10 protein-coding genes are annotated in these 15,551 nt (G+C 46.4%); 5 read left to right on the top strand and 5 right to left on the bottom strand.

The window, feature by feature from the left end; translation table 11 throughout:
* Positions 1-151: 151 nt before the first annotated feature.
* Positions 152-331, top strand: coding sequence for a hypothetical protein (locus tag CTT30_RS03190; protein ID WP_239837457.1), 180 nt, complete (start codon positions 152-154; stop codon positions 329-331).
* A gap of 23 nt (positions 332-354) precedes the next feature.
* Here the strand turns inward: CTT30_RS03190 and recD are convergent, their stop codons facing one another.
* The 4 genes from recD to CTT30_RS03170 all read right to left on the bottom strand — a co-directional run bounded on the left by recD (position 355) and on the right by CTT30_RS03170 (position 10,863).
* Positions 355-2,460 carry an exodeoxyribonuclease V subunit alpha gene (gene recD / locus CTT30_RS03185; RefSeq protein ID WP_252036017.1) on the bottom strand — a complete coding sequence of 702 codons (2,106 nt, stop codon included), beginning with the start codon at positions 2,458-2,460 and terminating at the stop codon, positions 355-357.
* A 2-nt stretch (positions 2,461-2,462) separates the two neighbouring features.
* Complete coding sequence (gene recB, locus CTT30_RS03180; protein WP_252036016.1) at positions 2,463-6,083, bottom strand: exodeoxyribonuclease V subunit beta; 3,621 nt, start codon at positions 6,081-6,083, stop codon at positions 2,463-2,465.
* Between the two features lie 255 nt (positions 6,084-6,338).
* Positions 6,339-9,800 (bottom strand): exodeoxyribonuclease V subunit gamma, encoded by a 3,462-nt coding sequence (recC, locus tag CTT30_RS03175; protein ID WP_252036015.1) that lies wholly within the window; start codon positions 9,798-9,800, stop codon positions 6,339-6,341.
* 94 nt (positions 9,801-9,894) lie between these two features.
* Positions 9,895-10,863, bottom strand: a complete 969-nt coding sequence (locus CTT30_RS03170; RefSeq protein WP_252036014.1) for a TDT family transporter — start codon at positions 10,861-10,863, stop codon at positions 9,895-9,897.
* A gap of 107 nt (positions 10,864-10,970) precedes the next feature.
* On the opposite strand from CTT30_RS03170, the gene CTT30_RS03165 reads away from it, so the two are divergent.
* Both CTT30_RS03165 and CTT30_RS03160 read left to right on the top strand, forming a co-directional pair.
* Positions 10,971-11,885 carry a LysR substrate-binding domain-containing protein gene (locus CTT30_RS03165; protein ID WP_252036013.1) on the top strand — a complete coding sequence of 305 codons (915 nt, stop codon included), beginning with the start codon at positions 10,971-10,973 and terminating at the stop codon, positions 11,883-11,885.
* A gap of 171 nt (positions 11,886-12,056) precedes the next feature.
* Complete coding sequence (locus CTT30_RS03160) at positions 12,057-12,362, top strand: YebG family protein (RefSeq protein ID WP_006959731.1); 306 nt, start codon at positions 12,057-12,059, stop codon at positions 12,360-12,362.
* 48 nt (positions 12,363-12,410) lie between these two features.
* Here the strand turns inward: CTT30_RS03160 and CTT30_RS03155 are convergent, their stop codons facing one another.
* Positions 12,411-13,748, bottom strand: coding sequence for an IS4 family transposase (locus CTT30_RS03155; protein WP_252036957.1), 1,338 nt, complete (start codon positions 13,746-13,748; stop codon positions 12,411-12,413).
* Between the two features lie 201 nt (positions 13,749-13,949).
* Here CTT30_RS03155 and CTT30_RS03150 point away from each other — a divergent pair, with 201 nt between their 5' ends.
* Both CTT30_RS03150 and ppk2 read left to right on the top strand, forming a co-directional pair.
* Positions 13,950-14,699 carry a copper homeostasis protein CutC gene (locus CTT30_RS03150; RefSeq protein WP_252036011.1) on the top strand — a complete coding sequence of 250 codons (750 nt, stop codon included), beginning with the start codon at positions 13,950-13,952 and terminating at the stop codon, positions 14,697-14,699.
* A 57-nt stretch (positions 14,700-14,756) separates the two neighbouring features.
* Positions 14,757-15,539 carry a polyphosphate kinase 2 gene (gene ppk2, locus CTT30_RS03145; protein ID WP_239837447.1) on the top strand — a complete coding sequence of 261 codons (783 nt, stop codon included), beginning with the start codon at positions 14,757-14,759 and terminating at the stop codon, positions 15,537-15,539.
* The last annotated feature ends 12 nt before the right edge of the window (positions 15,540-15,551 follow it).

Genomic DNA, 15,551 nt, shown 5'->3' with positions numbered 1-15,551 from the left:
TCGCATTAACTGGTTAAAATTCGAGCTCCCTGATTCCCCTTAGCGGGAGAGGGAGCCCTATTGGACATGTCTTCAACTTACAGGTGAATACTCCTGTAAGTCGCACGGATTGCTTGAGGTAGATAACAACGTCACTAAGAGCAAATAACCGATGAAAACCATCATCTGTAACTCCATCCAGAGCTTCTGGGATATGGCTGATAACGAACTTCTGGAAGGGTTGGACGTCCACTGCGTCTTCCCTGTCAGCAAGGGGTTAAAAGCATTCATATTGAATTACCAAGAGAAATACCGTATTCGTAGCATCTCTTTTAGTCGATCCATTCGATAAATTTTATCAATAGCCATGGATGGTCATTGTTGCAAACGACTTACCAAACCACTTGCCCTTTCAGTTCTGATTTTTACCCCTCGCGACATTACCCTTTCATCGGCATACAAACTCAATCTTTGCTTGGCACGCGTAATTCCAGTGTAAATGAGTTCACGTGTCAAAATTGGGGTAAAGTCTGGTGGTAATATCATTAGGGTGTGCTCAAATTCACTGCCCTGAGATTTATGAATCGTCATCGCGTAAGCTGTTTCATGCTCTGGCACTCGGCTTGGAAGCACCGCTTTAACAGAACCATCAGGCAATTCAAAAAACACTTTGAGTCGCTCTCCCCCTTCCGAGTTATCACGCAGGCAAAGGCCGATATCACCATTGTACAAGCCCAACGCATGGTCGTTACGCACCACCATGACAGGTCGGCCGTGATACCAAAGCTCATCCTGAGTTTGGATCAGTTTACGAGCTTTGAGCGCACGTTCTACACGGACGTTAAGCCCGGTAATGCCAAAGTCACCTTCTCGCACAGCACACAACAAACGACATTTAGAGAACAGCTGCAGCGCGGCCTTTGCTCTGTGATGAGTAGTTTCAGCCAGTTCGGTATCGGGATCTATCGCGGTTTGCCCGATGCGCTGCAAATAATGGCTGTATTCCTGCACCAAGGTCTGAATCATCTGGCTGTAGCTCTCGCCATTAATGGGAAATTTAGCAATATCTTTAAAATCTCGCTGCCACACCCAATCAACTTTTTGTGTTGACCCAGAGTTGACCGCTTTCGCTAGTTGGCCGATTCCTGATCTCGCATCGAATCGGTAGCTCTTTTGCAACATACATAAGCTATCAGCAATGCTCACAGCGGTATTCGCTGTGTGAGCTAATGTCTGGTATCCCGTAAGCTGGGCAATCATGTTAGCTTGACTCGCGCTATAGCCTTGCTGGTGAAAAGCGCAAATATCACCCAGCACCGCACCGGCTTCAACAGAAGCAAGTTGGTCTTTATCTCCAAGTAATACCAAACGAGCATGCTTTGGCAAGGCATCCACCAATTTATACATCATAGGCAAATCGACCATGGAAGCTTCATCCACGACTAAGATATCGAGATGAAGTGGGTTGTGCTGGTTGTGACGAAATTCTACGCTATTTGGCACCGCACCGAGTAAACGATGCAAAGTGCTAGCGTCGGTTGGAATTTGATCTTTAAGCGCAGGTTCAACAGGAAGTTCAGCTACGGCTTTACCGATAGACTCCGTCAAACGCGCGGCGGCTTTCCCCGTTGGCGCAACGAGCTTAATCACAGGCTCTTCGCCAGCTTGGTTCGCCTGAGTGATTAACGCAGCAAGCAACTTTGTCACTGTGGTGGTTTTTCCAGTTCCCGGCCCACCAGAAATCACCGCAAAGCGGCGCGTCAACGCTACCGCAGCAGCAACCTTCTGCCAGTTGACGCACACCGACAAAGGCACCAACTGATCCAACACATTCAATTGCTCGATTTTGGTCACATTAAGGAGCTTTTGGTCTATGGTAGGCCAATCGAGCAGCTCACTGCTCACCACATCAAGATGATCGCAGACTAGCTGCTGTCTGAGTACGGGGGTCGAACTCCCTTCAGATTGCGCGGAGGCCAGAGCAGTAAAGAGATAATGATAGTTTCTGGCAAACAGATGATTGAGCAATTCTGTTAGCTTTTGAACCTCTACAGGCTTTAAGATCATTGGTGACCCAAAGCTATTCAAACGACTCGCCAATACGACTTCATAATGCCAGTACCGATGCAGGTAAAGTCGCTCGCCGTCAAAAATCATCGGAGCTGACTGTCCTTGCTTGCCAACTAGGGAGGAAGACTCAAGTCGTGATGGCCAATTCACCTTCTGCAACCATTGATTCAGCTCAATAGCCGCTTCGCCAAACAACCCTAATTTGGCAGCCAAGTCCACAGCCTGCCCATAATTGTCAAACAGTGGTAAGCAAATATGTCCTTTACCTAACTCACAGCTGAGTACCGCTGCCATAAACGCAACATATTCATCGTTACTTTGGGCGAGAACAAAACGAGCAAACTGATAATCAATTTGTCGGATTGAGCCTTTACTCGCCAGAGACTGAAGACACGAAAAGAGAACTTGCATGATTAGAGTAACTCCATCTGACCAGAGCTGGACTGTTTCGGTTCGATAGGACGCCCATCAATCAGGTTGTCCATGTCTTCAAGAAATTCAAGCGTCGGACGCGCTGAGAAAATGCCGTGGCCACTTGCCCCATCCATACCGCGTAAAAACAGGTAATAGACTCCGCCGAAGTGAGTCTGGTAATTATAATTTGGCACACGAGATCGCAGGAAGCGGTGTAAAGCCAACGCATAGATTTGATATTGCAGATCATAGCGGTGGTCCGCCATTGCCGATTTCAGGGCCTCGCCGTGGTAATCTGCGACATCACCTCCAAGGTAATTGGACTTCCAGTCAAGCACGTAATACTTGCCTTGATGTTCAAACACTAAGTCGATAAACCCTTTCAGCATACCCTGTGTGGAATGAAAACCGAGATCGCCCGCTTTAGCAGACAGAGGGTCATGACGCTGAATAACTCGATTCAATGCCGGTGCTGTCAGTATTTCAATCGGCAACAAGAACTCCATTTCCACTAAACGCTGATCCGGCTGCTTTTGATTGAGTTTCAGTTGCTTACCATCCAGAGGGGTAGCCAATACCGTGTCGACAAGCTGCTGCAAAACTGGTAGCCAAGCGGAGTCTAACTGCTCACTCTCCATTAGACTCACAATAATTTCGCTATTATTGTCTGACGTGGCAGGTTCGGTAAATTCTACTTCTTCAAACAGGGTGTGAAGGAAGGTACCGGGTCTAGCGCCTTTGGGGAAAGTGAAAATACTCTTCTCAGGTTCCAGCGCCTCTTCGTTCTGCAGCTCATCAGAGGAATCGACATCCAACAACAGAATGTCCGTCACGGCATCCTCAAAATGGTGACTTGTGCCTTGCTTTACCAAACCTGAATAGCTGGTTATGCGCCAATTACGGTCAATTTCATTGTTCAACTCATTGGCGTGCAGTGCTTGCTGTCCTGCTTCTCGAACCACCAGCTTTTCATTGACGCTTTCCGGTAATCCTTCCACTCGAACACAACTCAGTTGCTGAGCCTGTTGGTGCAGCGCCGCTGTTAAATCTGCGATGCCACCTTGTTCGCCGTTTTGTAATAAGTACCCCATCGCACTGTGATGTACACCTGTCGGCTCTTTGGTCGAGCGTCCATTACGCAACGGAGCCGTACCAATGAAACAACCATAAACAGCTCGGGTAAGAGCAACATAGATCAAGCGCAAATCTTCCGCCAAACGCTCTTTATCGGCTTGCTGTAATGACGCATCCTGCTTAGTGATATCAAGAATGGTTTTGTCCAAAGCACTATCGTAGTACTTGGCTTCACTCGCCTCTCGATAACTGAATACGAACGGCAAGAACACCAACTCGTATTCCAATCCTTTTGATTTGTGAATGGTTACTATCTGGACTAAATTACGCTCCGATTCCAAGCGCTGGATTTGATCGTCACTGCCTCCCAATCCATTACGGGCATCGCTGATCGATTGTGCCAACCAGCGCAACAAGCCGTGATCGCTGTCTAGCTCTTGGCTGGCTTGCTGGAGCAGCTCTCCGATGTGCATAAAGTCAGTCAGAGATCGCTCACCGTTTTCTTCTTCGAGCAATCTCTCAGCGATGTGCCTTTTACTCATTACGCTACGCAGCATCGGCAGTACGCCACGCTGACTCCACAAACGACGATATTCTTTAAACTCATTAATGGCGTTTTCCCATTCGTTTTCATCGTTATTGAGTTTGTCGAGGCTTCCTGCATCAAGGGCAAATAACTCCGACGCGAGGCTAGCCCTTAAAGCTCGATCGTTTTCTGGTGTGAGCACAGCTTGGAGCAAGCGCTGTAAATCTTCGGCCACTTGTGAGACAAACACACTATCTCGATTGGACAGATAGACGCTGGCAATCCCCTTCTCAGCCAAGGCTTGTTTGATCATTCGACCTTCGCTGCCCGTTCGAACTAACACCGCAATGTCTCCAGCCTGAATGGCGTGTTGCGACTTTCCGTCATCAAAACATGCTTGCTCATTCTGCGCGGCCGACAAAATATGATGGATCTTATTCGCACAGGCTTGTGACATGGCTTGGTGATAGTCACCTTTCGCTAAAGGCTTCTCTTCCGCTTCTTGTAACCAGTAAGTCATTGCTGGTTGAGGTTGCCCGTCGATCATCCATCGACGTTTATCTGCATTCGGGCTCGAGTTAACCGGAACAAACGGAATATCCTTATCGTAGATAAAAGGATGATCTGGCGTTTGAAACACCTGATTCACCGCAGCAACCATCTCTGAGCTAGAACGCCAGTTAGTCCCTAGGGTGAAGTGTGAGGAAACCTGATTACGTGCTTTAATGTAAGTAAAAATGTCCGCACCGCGAAAGCCGTAAATGGCCTGTTTGGGATCGCCAATCATAAACAAGCCACATTGAGGGTTATCGAGATAGATACGGCTGAATATGCTGTATTGAAGCGGATCAGTATCCTGGAATTCATCAATCATGGCGACCGGATAGAGAGAGCGAATCCGCTGAGCCAGTTGTCCACTGTCATCTCCATCAATCGCAGCAGAAAGTTGCGTGAGTAGATCATCAAACGACAACCACTGTTTCTGCTGCTTTGCTTTCGCTAACATATCACGGCACTGCTCTATAGCATGTGCCAGCAATGGTGCTTCCAAGCTGATAGGCTGTGCGAGAAACTGCTCAATCGCCAAAAAAGTGGGGTGGCTTGGCGCCTGCCCTTTGGGTGTTTTCTCTTGTAAAACATTCTGGGCAAACTTTTCCAGTTTATCCGGATAGTCATAGCCCGTAGTTTCACTCGCTGCCCACATATCGACCACTTCAAGCCAGGTAGGCAAGGATTTTTTGGTGTAGCTTCGTTTATTGACATCTGATTCACTGATCAGGGCAAGATAGTCTTGCTGACCTTGACGCCAAATCGCTTTGAGATCGTTAATTTGCTTAAGATTCTTGGCATGTAACTCAGCCATACTGCCCTGCATCGCGGGCACTGATAGCTGTAAGGGCGCTCCTGTTAAGTATGGAGAGATCTTTTTCAGTAATGCAGCAGGAGAGTCCCAAATTCGGCGCACTTCACCAGCAAGCTGAAAAGGTAACGGGTAAAAATTGCGTCGCCAGTAATCTGCCACAACCTGAGCTTTGAGGTGACTTTCATCCGTCACGAATTCATTATTAAACCGACAACCTGACTCAAACGCATTTTGAGTCAGCATGCGCTGACAAAAACCATGGATCGTGTATACCGCCGCTTCATCCATCTGCCTTTCGGCTTGGAGTAAAATATCAGCCGCTTGAGAGTGATCGTCAATGTCTTCAAGCAAAGGCTGAATAACAGGATCATGACTTTGCCCACGTGAAAAGGCCAACCTTGCATCATGAATTCGGGCTCGAATTCGGTCTCTCAACTCGGCAGTTGCCGCCTCGGTAAAGGTGACCACCAGTATTTGGTCGACCGTTAATGGCTGTTGATGTTTGCTCTCTGAACAGCCGTGGCCCAGCAATAGCCTAAGGTACAAACCTGCGATAGTGAAGGTTTTACCAGTTCCAGCCGACGCCTCAATTAAGCGCGCGCCATGAAGTGGAAAAGTCATGGTATTCAGTGACGTTACCATTGACGTGGATATCATAAAATTCGAGCCCTTGATGCATTAATTCCAGATCCAAGTGTGACCTAGATTTTAAAATGATATTTATCAATAACAATCCTATTCAAGATAGGATTTTATGAGATCTTTCTCACGGCAAGCGAGTGGACTTACCGATAGTATGCGCAGCACGACTTGCGTTGGCCATGCCTGACGCTAAGCAACCAAATCATGGTCCCTCTGACCTGTGGCCGTACAGAAAACACCCTACACAAATAATGATTTCCTGGCGGCCACCTATTTATCTATCTCTTGATTGTTTTTCACTGTAAGCCTCGGCGCTTGTAATACTAACGTCGTCAAAAGCCTGACTTGCATCGCCAACTCCTCACTCCATTGAGGCCAGATACGGGCAATATAAGAATTCGCACCTTCCCCTGGACTCAAGTAACTGTCGTTAAATGTGTCTGCCATTTTCTTTAGCGCTTTTTCTTCATCATCAACCCAATTGCCACGATTGAAGCCAGCTTCGACACAAGCTAAGGCCGTATTAGGAAAATACGCTAAAGGCGTTGTCATTCCTTGATAGAACAAACGAACCAGCTCTCCCAGTGTCGATTGAGCAACCGCTGCATTCTCTAACGCTGGATAAGTTAGGTGTACAACGCCTTCTTTACGATCATAACCAACCATGTGCGAACATTGATGATGCCCCATCGCATTCATGGCTAAATGATCGATCCAGACAGCAAGGTAATCCTGAGCACGAATACGTCCACTACGAAAGCGGACTAACCCCGATTGATAGCTCTGAGTGAGCCACCCCGTCAACTTAACAGGTTTACCTTCCCCCAATACATCAAAGGCCAGTTTCACTTCAAGATCGTCGTTAGGTGAACCACATAGCCAAGCAAGTTTTTCTACCAGTTCTTCGGCTTGAACCCGATTAGTTTCAAATTCGATATCACCAAATGCGCCTACCGGTAGCTTGCCTTGTGCACGCTGGTGAGCAATGAAATCATTAATAATGGCTTGCTGGTCCCCTTCTCCACTGAGCTGGTGCTCAAGCAACAGTTCCAGCAGGCTATCACGCATTTGATAGCTTTCTAAACCATTCAGCACAAATGGCTCATCATCTTGCATCACAGGTAATGGGGGTTCAAACACCACTTTTAGACGGCGATTAAAGAAATACTGTACAGGTAAACGCCAGAAACGTTGTAACTCAACCAAGTCCAGTTCAAGCGGATACACAGCATCCAACAAATAATCACTTAACTGGCGATTAAACTGCCCACCGACTTGACCTTGTCGACTCGCGGCAGGTAACCATTCTTTGGCGTAACTAGCACTATTTTTAACAAACGCACTTGGACTAAATGGCACCATTGGGTGACTGGCTCGGATACAACTCAGTAAACGCTGACCCGATTCATCCACCGCTAAGTTTTCATCTCCTGCCAAGCAATAATTTTGTTGGCAATACTCCATTAATTCAGACACTAATACCGATGGCACTCGCTCAGTATTGTCCTGAATCGAGCGACCTACATAGCTGATGTAAAGTGTGTGCTGTGCAGATAATAAGGCTTCCAAAAATAGATATCTGTCATCATCCCGACGAGAGCGATCACCGGGCTTCGCTCGGCCATTCATTAGATCAAACCCTTCCGGTGGAACCGTTCGAGGGTAAATACCATCATTCATCCCAAGTAGGCAGACGGTACGAAATGGAATTGAGCGCATCGGCATCAAAGTACAAAAGTTCACTTGGCCAGCGAGGAAGCGCTGGCTGACTCGAGTTCCAGACAGTTTGTTATGCAAATATTGCGAGACTATACTTGGCGTCAACGCCTGTTTATACGCAGCATCTTGAAGCTGATCTTTTAAAGATGTGAGCGTATCTCGAATCGACTTGAGCGCGGCTTCGCCCTCCAAATCAACACGAAAGAAATCATCCAATGCTAGCGTTAATGTTTCACGCCACTGCTCAATAGGCTGGGTTTTGGCTAGTTGGCTGCGGTAATGGCTGACGGTTTCGATAAAGTGGGCCAGTTTCCCCGCTAACTCAGCGCCCATGCCTTGAACCTGATTATAGGGTGACAACAAACCACTTTCGGTTTCGAGTAAACCTGCAGACTCTGGCATCGCATACCCAAGTAACATACGCTGAATACCAAACTGCCAAGTATTTTGCGATATTTCAGGTAAATCAAATTCTTCACCAGTGTGGTGATTAAGTCCCCAACGAATGCCCGACTCTTCAACCCATTGCTTCGCTTGAATGAATTCATCTTCATTTAAACCAAATCGCGCCAAAATAGCAGGTGTTTCTAGCAATTCGAGTAACTCAGAAGCAAGACAGCGAGTATTCGGCAAGTTAACAACCTGCATAAACGCATGCAAAATCGGGCTTTCCTGATCAGCCGTTCGGTCAGAAATAGAATAAGGGATGAAGCGCTCACCCGGTGCATTGCCAAACACAGCCTGAATAGCCGGACTGTAGGCATTAATATCTGCGACCATAACAATGATATCGCGTGGCTTAAGGCTTGGATCTGCATCAAACATCGCCAGCAATTGATCATGCAGTACTTCCACTTCACGCATCGGGCTATGGCAAACATGCAATGTGACCGAGCGATCCTGTACATCGATCACCTGTTTGTGATAGCTATCATCAAGTTTTTTATCATCCTGATGCTCTTCAAGATTAAGAATGTCTGCCTGTAGGTGATGCAGCAAAGAATCACGATCAATATCCACGAACGCTTCTATTTCGTGAGCCTCTAGTTGAGACAGTAAATACATATTATCTCGACCTAACTTGCCCATCGAAGCAAGTAAACTGTTACCGACCACATTGGTATGCAGTTCATCATCAAGGTTTTGCTCGATATCACCTTTCAGTTGCTGAGATTCCCCCTCCAGCTGAGAGTGGTCTTGTTTCCATACCAAATGCTGTCGATGCCGAGCCGCCAAACGGGCAAGGTATTTACGATCGCGCACCTCTCCCCAATAGTAACGACAAGGGTTAGTAAACATCAGATGGACATCAATATGCTCACCGATGGCTTTCAGTGCGTCCATGTAACGAGGGGGTAGCGAAGTGATACCAAAAACAAACAATCGCTTCGGTAAATGTTCAAAGTGACCACTGCTGTTTTCCAGCGTATCAATGAAATGCTCATAAAGGTTGGCGCGATGATAAGGTGACTGCCCAAGCGCCACAGTATGGTCGTATAATGCCTGCCACAAAATAGGCTGCCAGCAATGTTCTTCACCCAGCTCCGCTACCGTTTTCCCAGCTTCCCAGCTGGCAATCCACTCAGGGCGATAAACCAGATAACCATCGAAAATATCAGCGATTTTTTCAGCCAGTTGATAAAGCTTACTCTGATCTTCATCATCCACCAGATAGTGCTTAAGTGCTTCGAACTCGACTTGATCGAGAAGCTCAGGAAGAATAAACATCAACTTCCATGTCATGGCTTCTTTGTTGAATGCACTTCGCTGAGGCACATCTGGTAATACCTGAGTGAACATATTCCAGATGAAAGTAGCAGGGAGTGGGAACTCAATGTTTGCAGCGACACCAAATTCTTTAGCTAACTCGATTTTCAGCCATTGAGACATACCCGGGCTCTGAACCAGAATTTGCTCTTTTTCGAACGGGTTATCCAGTGGCTTAAGCCGAACCAATTCGACGAGTAAAGATTTTAAAACGTCAACTTGGTTGGAATGGTAGACAGTAAACAAAATGCACTCACACTATTCTTGCCACAATTGGGTTGAGATTAGCATAAGTGCATCACTTTCTTGATCATTATACGCCTATCAATGCATCAAAAGGCTACGCATTACGCACTATGACTTTGTGAGGCTGATAGAAACTGAAGTAACGCCATGCGACATATCCCACAACCCCGGTCGCGACTATCAGCTCAAAGCTCGCTAACATTTGCACTTGATCGACATAATGAGCCTCAACACCGATCTGTTGCATCCATCCTGCCAACTTAAATAATGCTGTTGAACCAATGACCATTGGGAAAGTAAACGCGGCGTAACCTGGACTAAACGGTAGCCGTAATAGTCTGAAAAACGAGAGATAAATGATCGCAGTCATCAAAACCCCGATGCCAAACAACAAGCCAACAATCACAGGCGAGGGCTGCGCTGACACCGTCAGATAACCAGCTAAGGATAAACTCGCGGGGGCCGCCATAATCGCCAAGGTTGGTTTCGCCGCATCAGGCACCTGGCGGGTAAACATAAAACGATAAAGCATCATTGGTAGCATAACGGCATACGCCAGCATGCCAAAAACTAATGCACCATGTGCTATCATCGCAAGATCCGGATTACCCGAAAACGACACATCCGCGACAATAATCCCCACTGGCGGCACAAACCAGCTTGGTACCATATGATGAAGTTCAAATTCCTGAGCGCGGTGATAAACAAAGCTAACAAGAAAAATAATATGCAGCCCGACCGCCCCTAACCAAAGCGCATCTCCCATCACTGGGGAAAAATGGCCGAGTGAGTGAGACACCACCATGGTGCCCATTGCAAATGTCGGAACCACACTGCCCACCACAGGATGGGCCAGATCTTGACTCAATAAATGTCGATGAAATAAAAACTTTACTGCCAAAACGATAAGCAACACACTGGCTAGCGCAGCTCCAGCCCATTGGCCGTAACCATGCAAAGACGCAAAGTTCTCCCAACACCAGCCTAAACTGGCAATCCCCAGCGCTAATCCTGCCATAGGTGTCGGTGCACCCATCACTTTTGCTTTTGTCGCTTGAATCATGATTGCCTCACACTCTTTCTTTTACAGAGGCAATATTACGCTTGCTAAACGTTCGTATATATCTAATTATTTAAAACACTTGTTCAAAATAGTTAAACGTTATAATTATGGCTGCCAATATTTCTCTCAAACAGTTAAAAGTGTTCATTGCCATTACTCAGCACGACACGTTGACTGCCGCCTCGGAAGCACTGTTCTTATCCAAAGCCGCGGTTAGCATGGCGTTGTCAGAACTTGAGAGACAGCTTGGTAACTCTTTATTTGATCGAGTTAACAACCGCCTTATTCTCAACCAAGAGGGGCAAAAACTGCTGCCGTTGGCAGATGAACTACTGCATAGAGCTCAAGATATCGACCAACTGTTTGACGGAGACCAACCCCTCAGGGGGCTACTCAGAATCGGTGCTAGTGATACGATCGGTAATCAAGTCGCACCTTACATGCTCAGTAAATTTCGCCAGCAAACCAGTCATAAAGCTCAGAGTTTATTCATTGCGAACTCTGCGTTGATCTGCGAGAAACTGGTCGACTATGAACTCGATCTGGCAATGATTGAGGGGAAAACCTTACACCCTCAGCTAATTTCTACTCAGTTTGGCCAAGATGAAATGTGTGTCATCTGCGCACCGAATTCACCATTTGCTAAGTCACCTCAGCACCCAATTGGTCAACTCGAAAATAGCGAATGGATTCTACGCGAGCCCGGCTCAGGCTCACGTGAGTTTTTCTTACGTGTGATTGCACCACGCCTTGAGCAGTGGCAAGAAGCGTTTCAACTCAACACCACTGAAGCACTAATCAATAGTGTTTCCGCTGGCCTTGGGCTCGGCTGTTTATCTCGCCTATCAGCAGAGCCAGCGATCCGAGATGGTCGAGTCATCGAACTGACTTTGCCTCTAGATATGAAAAGGCGTTTCTGGTTACTAGTGCACAAGGAAAAATATCAGAGCCCATTACTCAAGTCTTTCATCAACTTCTGCCATAACTGGCAATACAAAGAACAGACATCAGGCAAAGGCTAATAACCTGAAAAATCAAGTAAAGATTGCTTAGATAATCAACCATTGCTCACTCTATCAGCTAACACACTTTCCAGCTCTCAGAGTTGGGCTGGCTATCTGGACTTAATCGCTCAAAATCTGTATAAACAGACAGTAATACATTTCATTAATTTTTGAGTTAGAGGACCAACCATGGCTGTAATCGTCAAGTACGTGGTAGAACGCAACGGAGAAGAGAAAATGACTTTTACCTCTAAAGCGGAAGCTGACGCCTATGATAAAATGCTTGATATGGCTGATGAGCTTTTTGAGCTGCTAGGTAAAAGTGAGTTGCTGGAAGATGAAGGCAAGCAAGAAGACTTGGCTATGTTCCTGGCACAAAACAAAGAAGAAGTGCTTTTCGCTTTGGGAGCTAAACGCAAACCAGCACCAAAGAAAAAGAAAATTGAAGCGGTTGAAGACGCTGAAGAAGATTCTGCTCAAGAAGACGCAGCATAACAACACGTTAAAAGATATATGAAACCTCAGCCATTGCTGCAACGTAGTTCACTTAAGAGGAGCTGCGTAGCGATTTACAGGGTATCGGGTCTTTGATATTTTTACCGCCCTAGGCCGATTTGGCTTAGGGCGTTTGTCTATAAAGAGGACAGATAAATCTCCTCGAAGGCTCTTTAAGCGTTTCGGCGTGTTACCTAAAGACACCGCTTTACTCATCATTTTGAGCTGGCTGGCTATAAACTGGCAAGCGTACTTAAAACTGATTTCATTAGGTAATCGTCCGTGCTCTACTGCGGCTTGACTTGCTTCTCGCCTTACCAAGTTATAACCAAGTAGTAGCCCCCAGAGCTCTTGGTAGACAAGTTCGACTGTTTTGCTTCTCAGTACTAAAGCGTTGTGTTGCATCGAACTCTTAATGTCACGATAACCTAGTTCGATCTCCCATCTTTCATGATAAAGCTCTGCCACAGATTGGGCGTCATACTGCTCTCTAGGAAGCGAGGTAAACACCGTTTTGGATTTACCTTGCACCTCATAACTGACGGCTCTGACTGTCCATTTCTCTGGAAGACTAGGGTTCTTTTTACGAGCCTGCGGTGAGACATTCATCTCCACCAGCATGTCACAGCTTTCTTTATCATCCAGTAGAGTATATTTGACTCCTTTCCTTGCAGGGAGAAGCCAGTGTCTATTTATTCCACTGTTTTGCAGAGAAAGGAGTAAATCTGCACCATAAAAACCTTTATCCAGTAACGTCACTGAGTTGTCTGGTAGAGCGTTGATGAAAGGCATCGCTAGAGGAATTTCACCTCGGCGATACGGGCTTATCGCCGCATCAACGATGACATGAGAGCGAACATTCATCATAGTCACAACTCTCAATACTGGATGAGGTGTTTGTCTGTTGCTAGACGTATTTCCAGAGCCAAAATGTTCCCTCAATTCTGGTGTGTCAGCCGTTCTAAAAAGAGCGCCATCGACAGCAAAAACTTGTAAGCCTTGCCATGTATCATCAGGGTATCGCTCAAGTCCCCACGTTTTCCCACATTGCTTAAACAGCCATTCGGGTGCTGCTTTGCCTAAGCGTTGTCTTGCTTGGGTTAAGGCGCTCTTTGCCAATAGCTCTTCATCAGCCAAACCGTCAGCACAGACGTTCATTCTTCGAGCGACTTCGGCAATGGGTTCATTGCGGAAAAAAGCCATACCCACAATCAGCCACAACACCATATCGCTCGGTAATCGGCGTCGACGGATAGTCGCTTTATCGGACAGTGAGGCTGCTTTAGCTACCCACGCATCGGGAATGTGTTCAGAAAAGGTGGTGAGTTGGGCAACATCAACAGGGTTTTCTTCAAGGAAGTCGGCAAAGAAGTTTTGAATAGACATAAAAAATCGGAGACCTATAAACAGATTTCCGATTGTCTCTCATCAGAAGGATCGGTCAACCGATCCTTATCTGATCTACATTGCAGCCATTGCTGAGGTTTTTTGTTTTTTAGGGAAAACAAATCGCCCCACATTTACCTTAATTCTCTACTCACCTCTGAGTTACTATTTCTACTGTCTAGCCGCCATGAGAAAATTGAGATGAATTATATTGTCGAAGTATGTATCGATAACATTGAATCCCTTCACCGTGCGATTGAAGGAGGAGCAAACCGCATTGAACTTTGTTCATCACTATCGCTAGGTGGCCTCACACCAAGCTTTGGTTTGATGAAACAAGCGGGCAAACTCTCATCCATACCTGTGTATGCCATGATTCGTCCTCGTCAGGGCGACTTTCTCTATACTGATGAAGAGATCGAAAGCATGCTGATTGATATCGAAGCGGCGGCAGCGGCTAAGTTACAAGGTGTCGTCATTGGCACTTTGAATGAGGATGGCTATATCGATATGACCAAGGCGACACGGCTGATCAACAAAGCCAAATCGCTCAACCTAGGTGTCACTTTCCATCGCGCGATTGATCAATGCGCCGATTATCAAAGATCTATTGAAGATATTGCTAAACTTGGTTGCGAACGTGTTCTCACATCTGGACTTGCCACTAATGTAGAACATGGCATCGATATTCTTCGTCATATGGTAGAACTGACTAACGATCGTTTCTCAATTATGGCAGGCGCTGGCTTAAATGCAGAAAATGTCTGCAAGATCGTTTCTGAATCTGCTGTTCAGGAAGTGCATTTATCGGGAAAATCCACACGACCAAGCAAAATGAAGCTCATCGCGGAGCAAGCCAAAATGGGCAATCAGAATATTGATGACTTTGTTGTTCCGGTCACGGATCCACAAGCGATTGAAAAGGTAGTAAAAGCTCTCACTTCTTCGTGATACTTCTCTCAAGCTTGGCTTTGAAATGCTAACCTTTTGATAGCAAAAGGAGGGTCTATGAGTAAAGGCAAACTGAATAAGAAGTTTTATGAAAAGGAACTTGCACGGCTGCAGATTGAACTAGTCAAGCTACAACAGTGGGTTAAGCAAGAAGGCCTTAAGGTCGTTGTTATCTTTGAAGGCCGTGATGCTGCCGGAAAAGGTGGTGTGATTAAACGCATCACAGAAAAGCTCAACCCTCGTATCTGTCGCATTGCTGCTCTTCCCGCCCCAACAGAGAAAGAAAAGACCCAATGGTACTTCCAGCGTTACGTTGCACACCTACCTGCCGCTGGTGAAATCGTGCTTTTCGACCGTAGTTGGTATAACCGAGCTGGGGTCGAGAAAGTCATGAACTTCTGCACCCAAGAAGAGTATGATGAATTTCTGCGATCTTGCCCTGAATTTGAGCGTATGTTGCAGCGCTCTGGAATCATCTTGCTCAAATATTGGTTTTCTGTCTCTGATGAAGAGCAAGAAAAGCGCTTCCTAGAGCGAATCAATACACCAATTAAACGTTGGAAGTTTAGCCCAATGGATTTGGAATCACGCAATCGCTGGGCGGAATATTCTGAAGCGAAAGATAAAATGTTTGCCTACACAGACACCAAACAGTGCCCATGGTGGGTCGTGCCCTCAGATGACAAAAAACGCGCCCGCTTAAACTGTATCAGTCACTTACTCGAGCAAATTGATTATCAGGAAATTACTTATCCAGAGATATCGCTGCCTGAACTGAGCAAAGAAGGCTACATCCGAGCTCCAATTGAAGAACAAACGTTTGTCCCTGACAAATACTAAAACCCGCCCAGT

Source organism: Vibrio coralliilyticus, assembly GCF_024449095.1.
GTDB classification, from domain to species: domain Bacteria; phylum Pseudomonadota; class Gammaproteobacteria; order Enterobacterales; family Vibrionaceae; genus Vibrio; species Vibrio coralliilyticus_A.
This window is presented reverse-complemented; position numbering and strand designations above follow the sequence as displayed.

Coding starts and splice junctions, on each gene's coding strand:
- CTT30_RS03190 (WP_239837457.1), top strand. CDS start 152: ATGAAAACCATCATCTGTAACTCCATCCAGAGCTTCTGGGATATGGCT.
- recD (WP_252036017.1), bottom strand. CDS start 2,460: ATGCAAGTTCTCTTTTCGTGTCTTCAGTCTCTGGCGAGTAAAGGCTCA.
- recB (WP_252036016.1), bottom strand. CDS start 6,083: ATGATATCCACGTCAATGGTAACGTCACTGAATACCATGACTTTTCCA.
- CTT30_RS03170 (WP_252036014.1), bottom strand. CDS start 10,863: ATGATTCAAGCGACAAAAGCAAAAGTGATGGGTGCACCGACACCTATG.
- CTT30_RS03165 (WP_252036013.1), top strand. CDS start 10,971: ATGGCTGCCAATATTTCTCTCAAACAGTTAAAAGTGTTCATTGCCATT.
- CTT30_RS03160 (WP_006959731.1), top strand. CDS start 12,057: ATGGCTGTAATCGTCAAGTACGTGGTAGAACGCAACGGAGAAGAGAAA.
- CTT30_RS03155 (WP_252036957.1), bottom strand. CDS start 13,748: ATGTCTATTCAAAACTTCTTTGCCGACTTCCTTGAAGAAAACCCTGTT.
- CTT30_RS03150 (WP_252036011.1), top strand. CDS start 13,950: ATGAATTATATTGTCGAAGTATGTATCGATAACATTGAATCCCTTCAC.
- ppk2 (WP_239837447.1), top strand. CDS start 14,757: ATGAGTAAAGGCAAACTGAATAAGAAGTTTTATGAAAAGGAACTTGCA.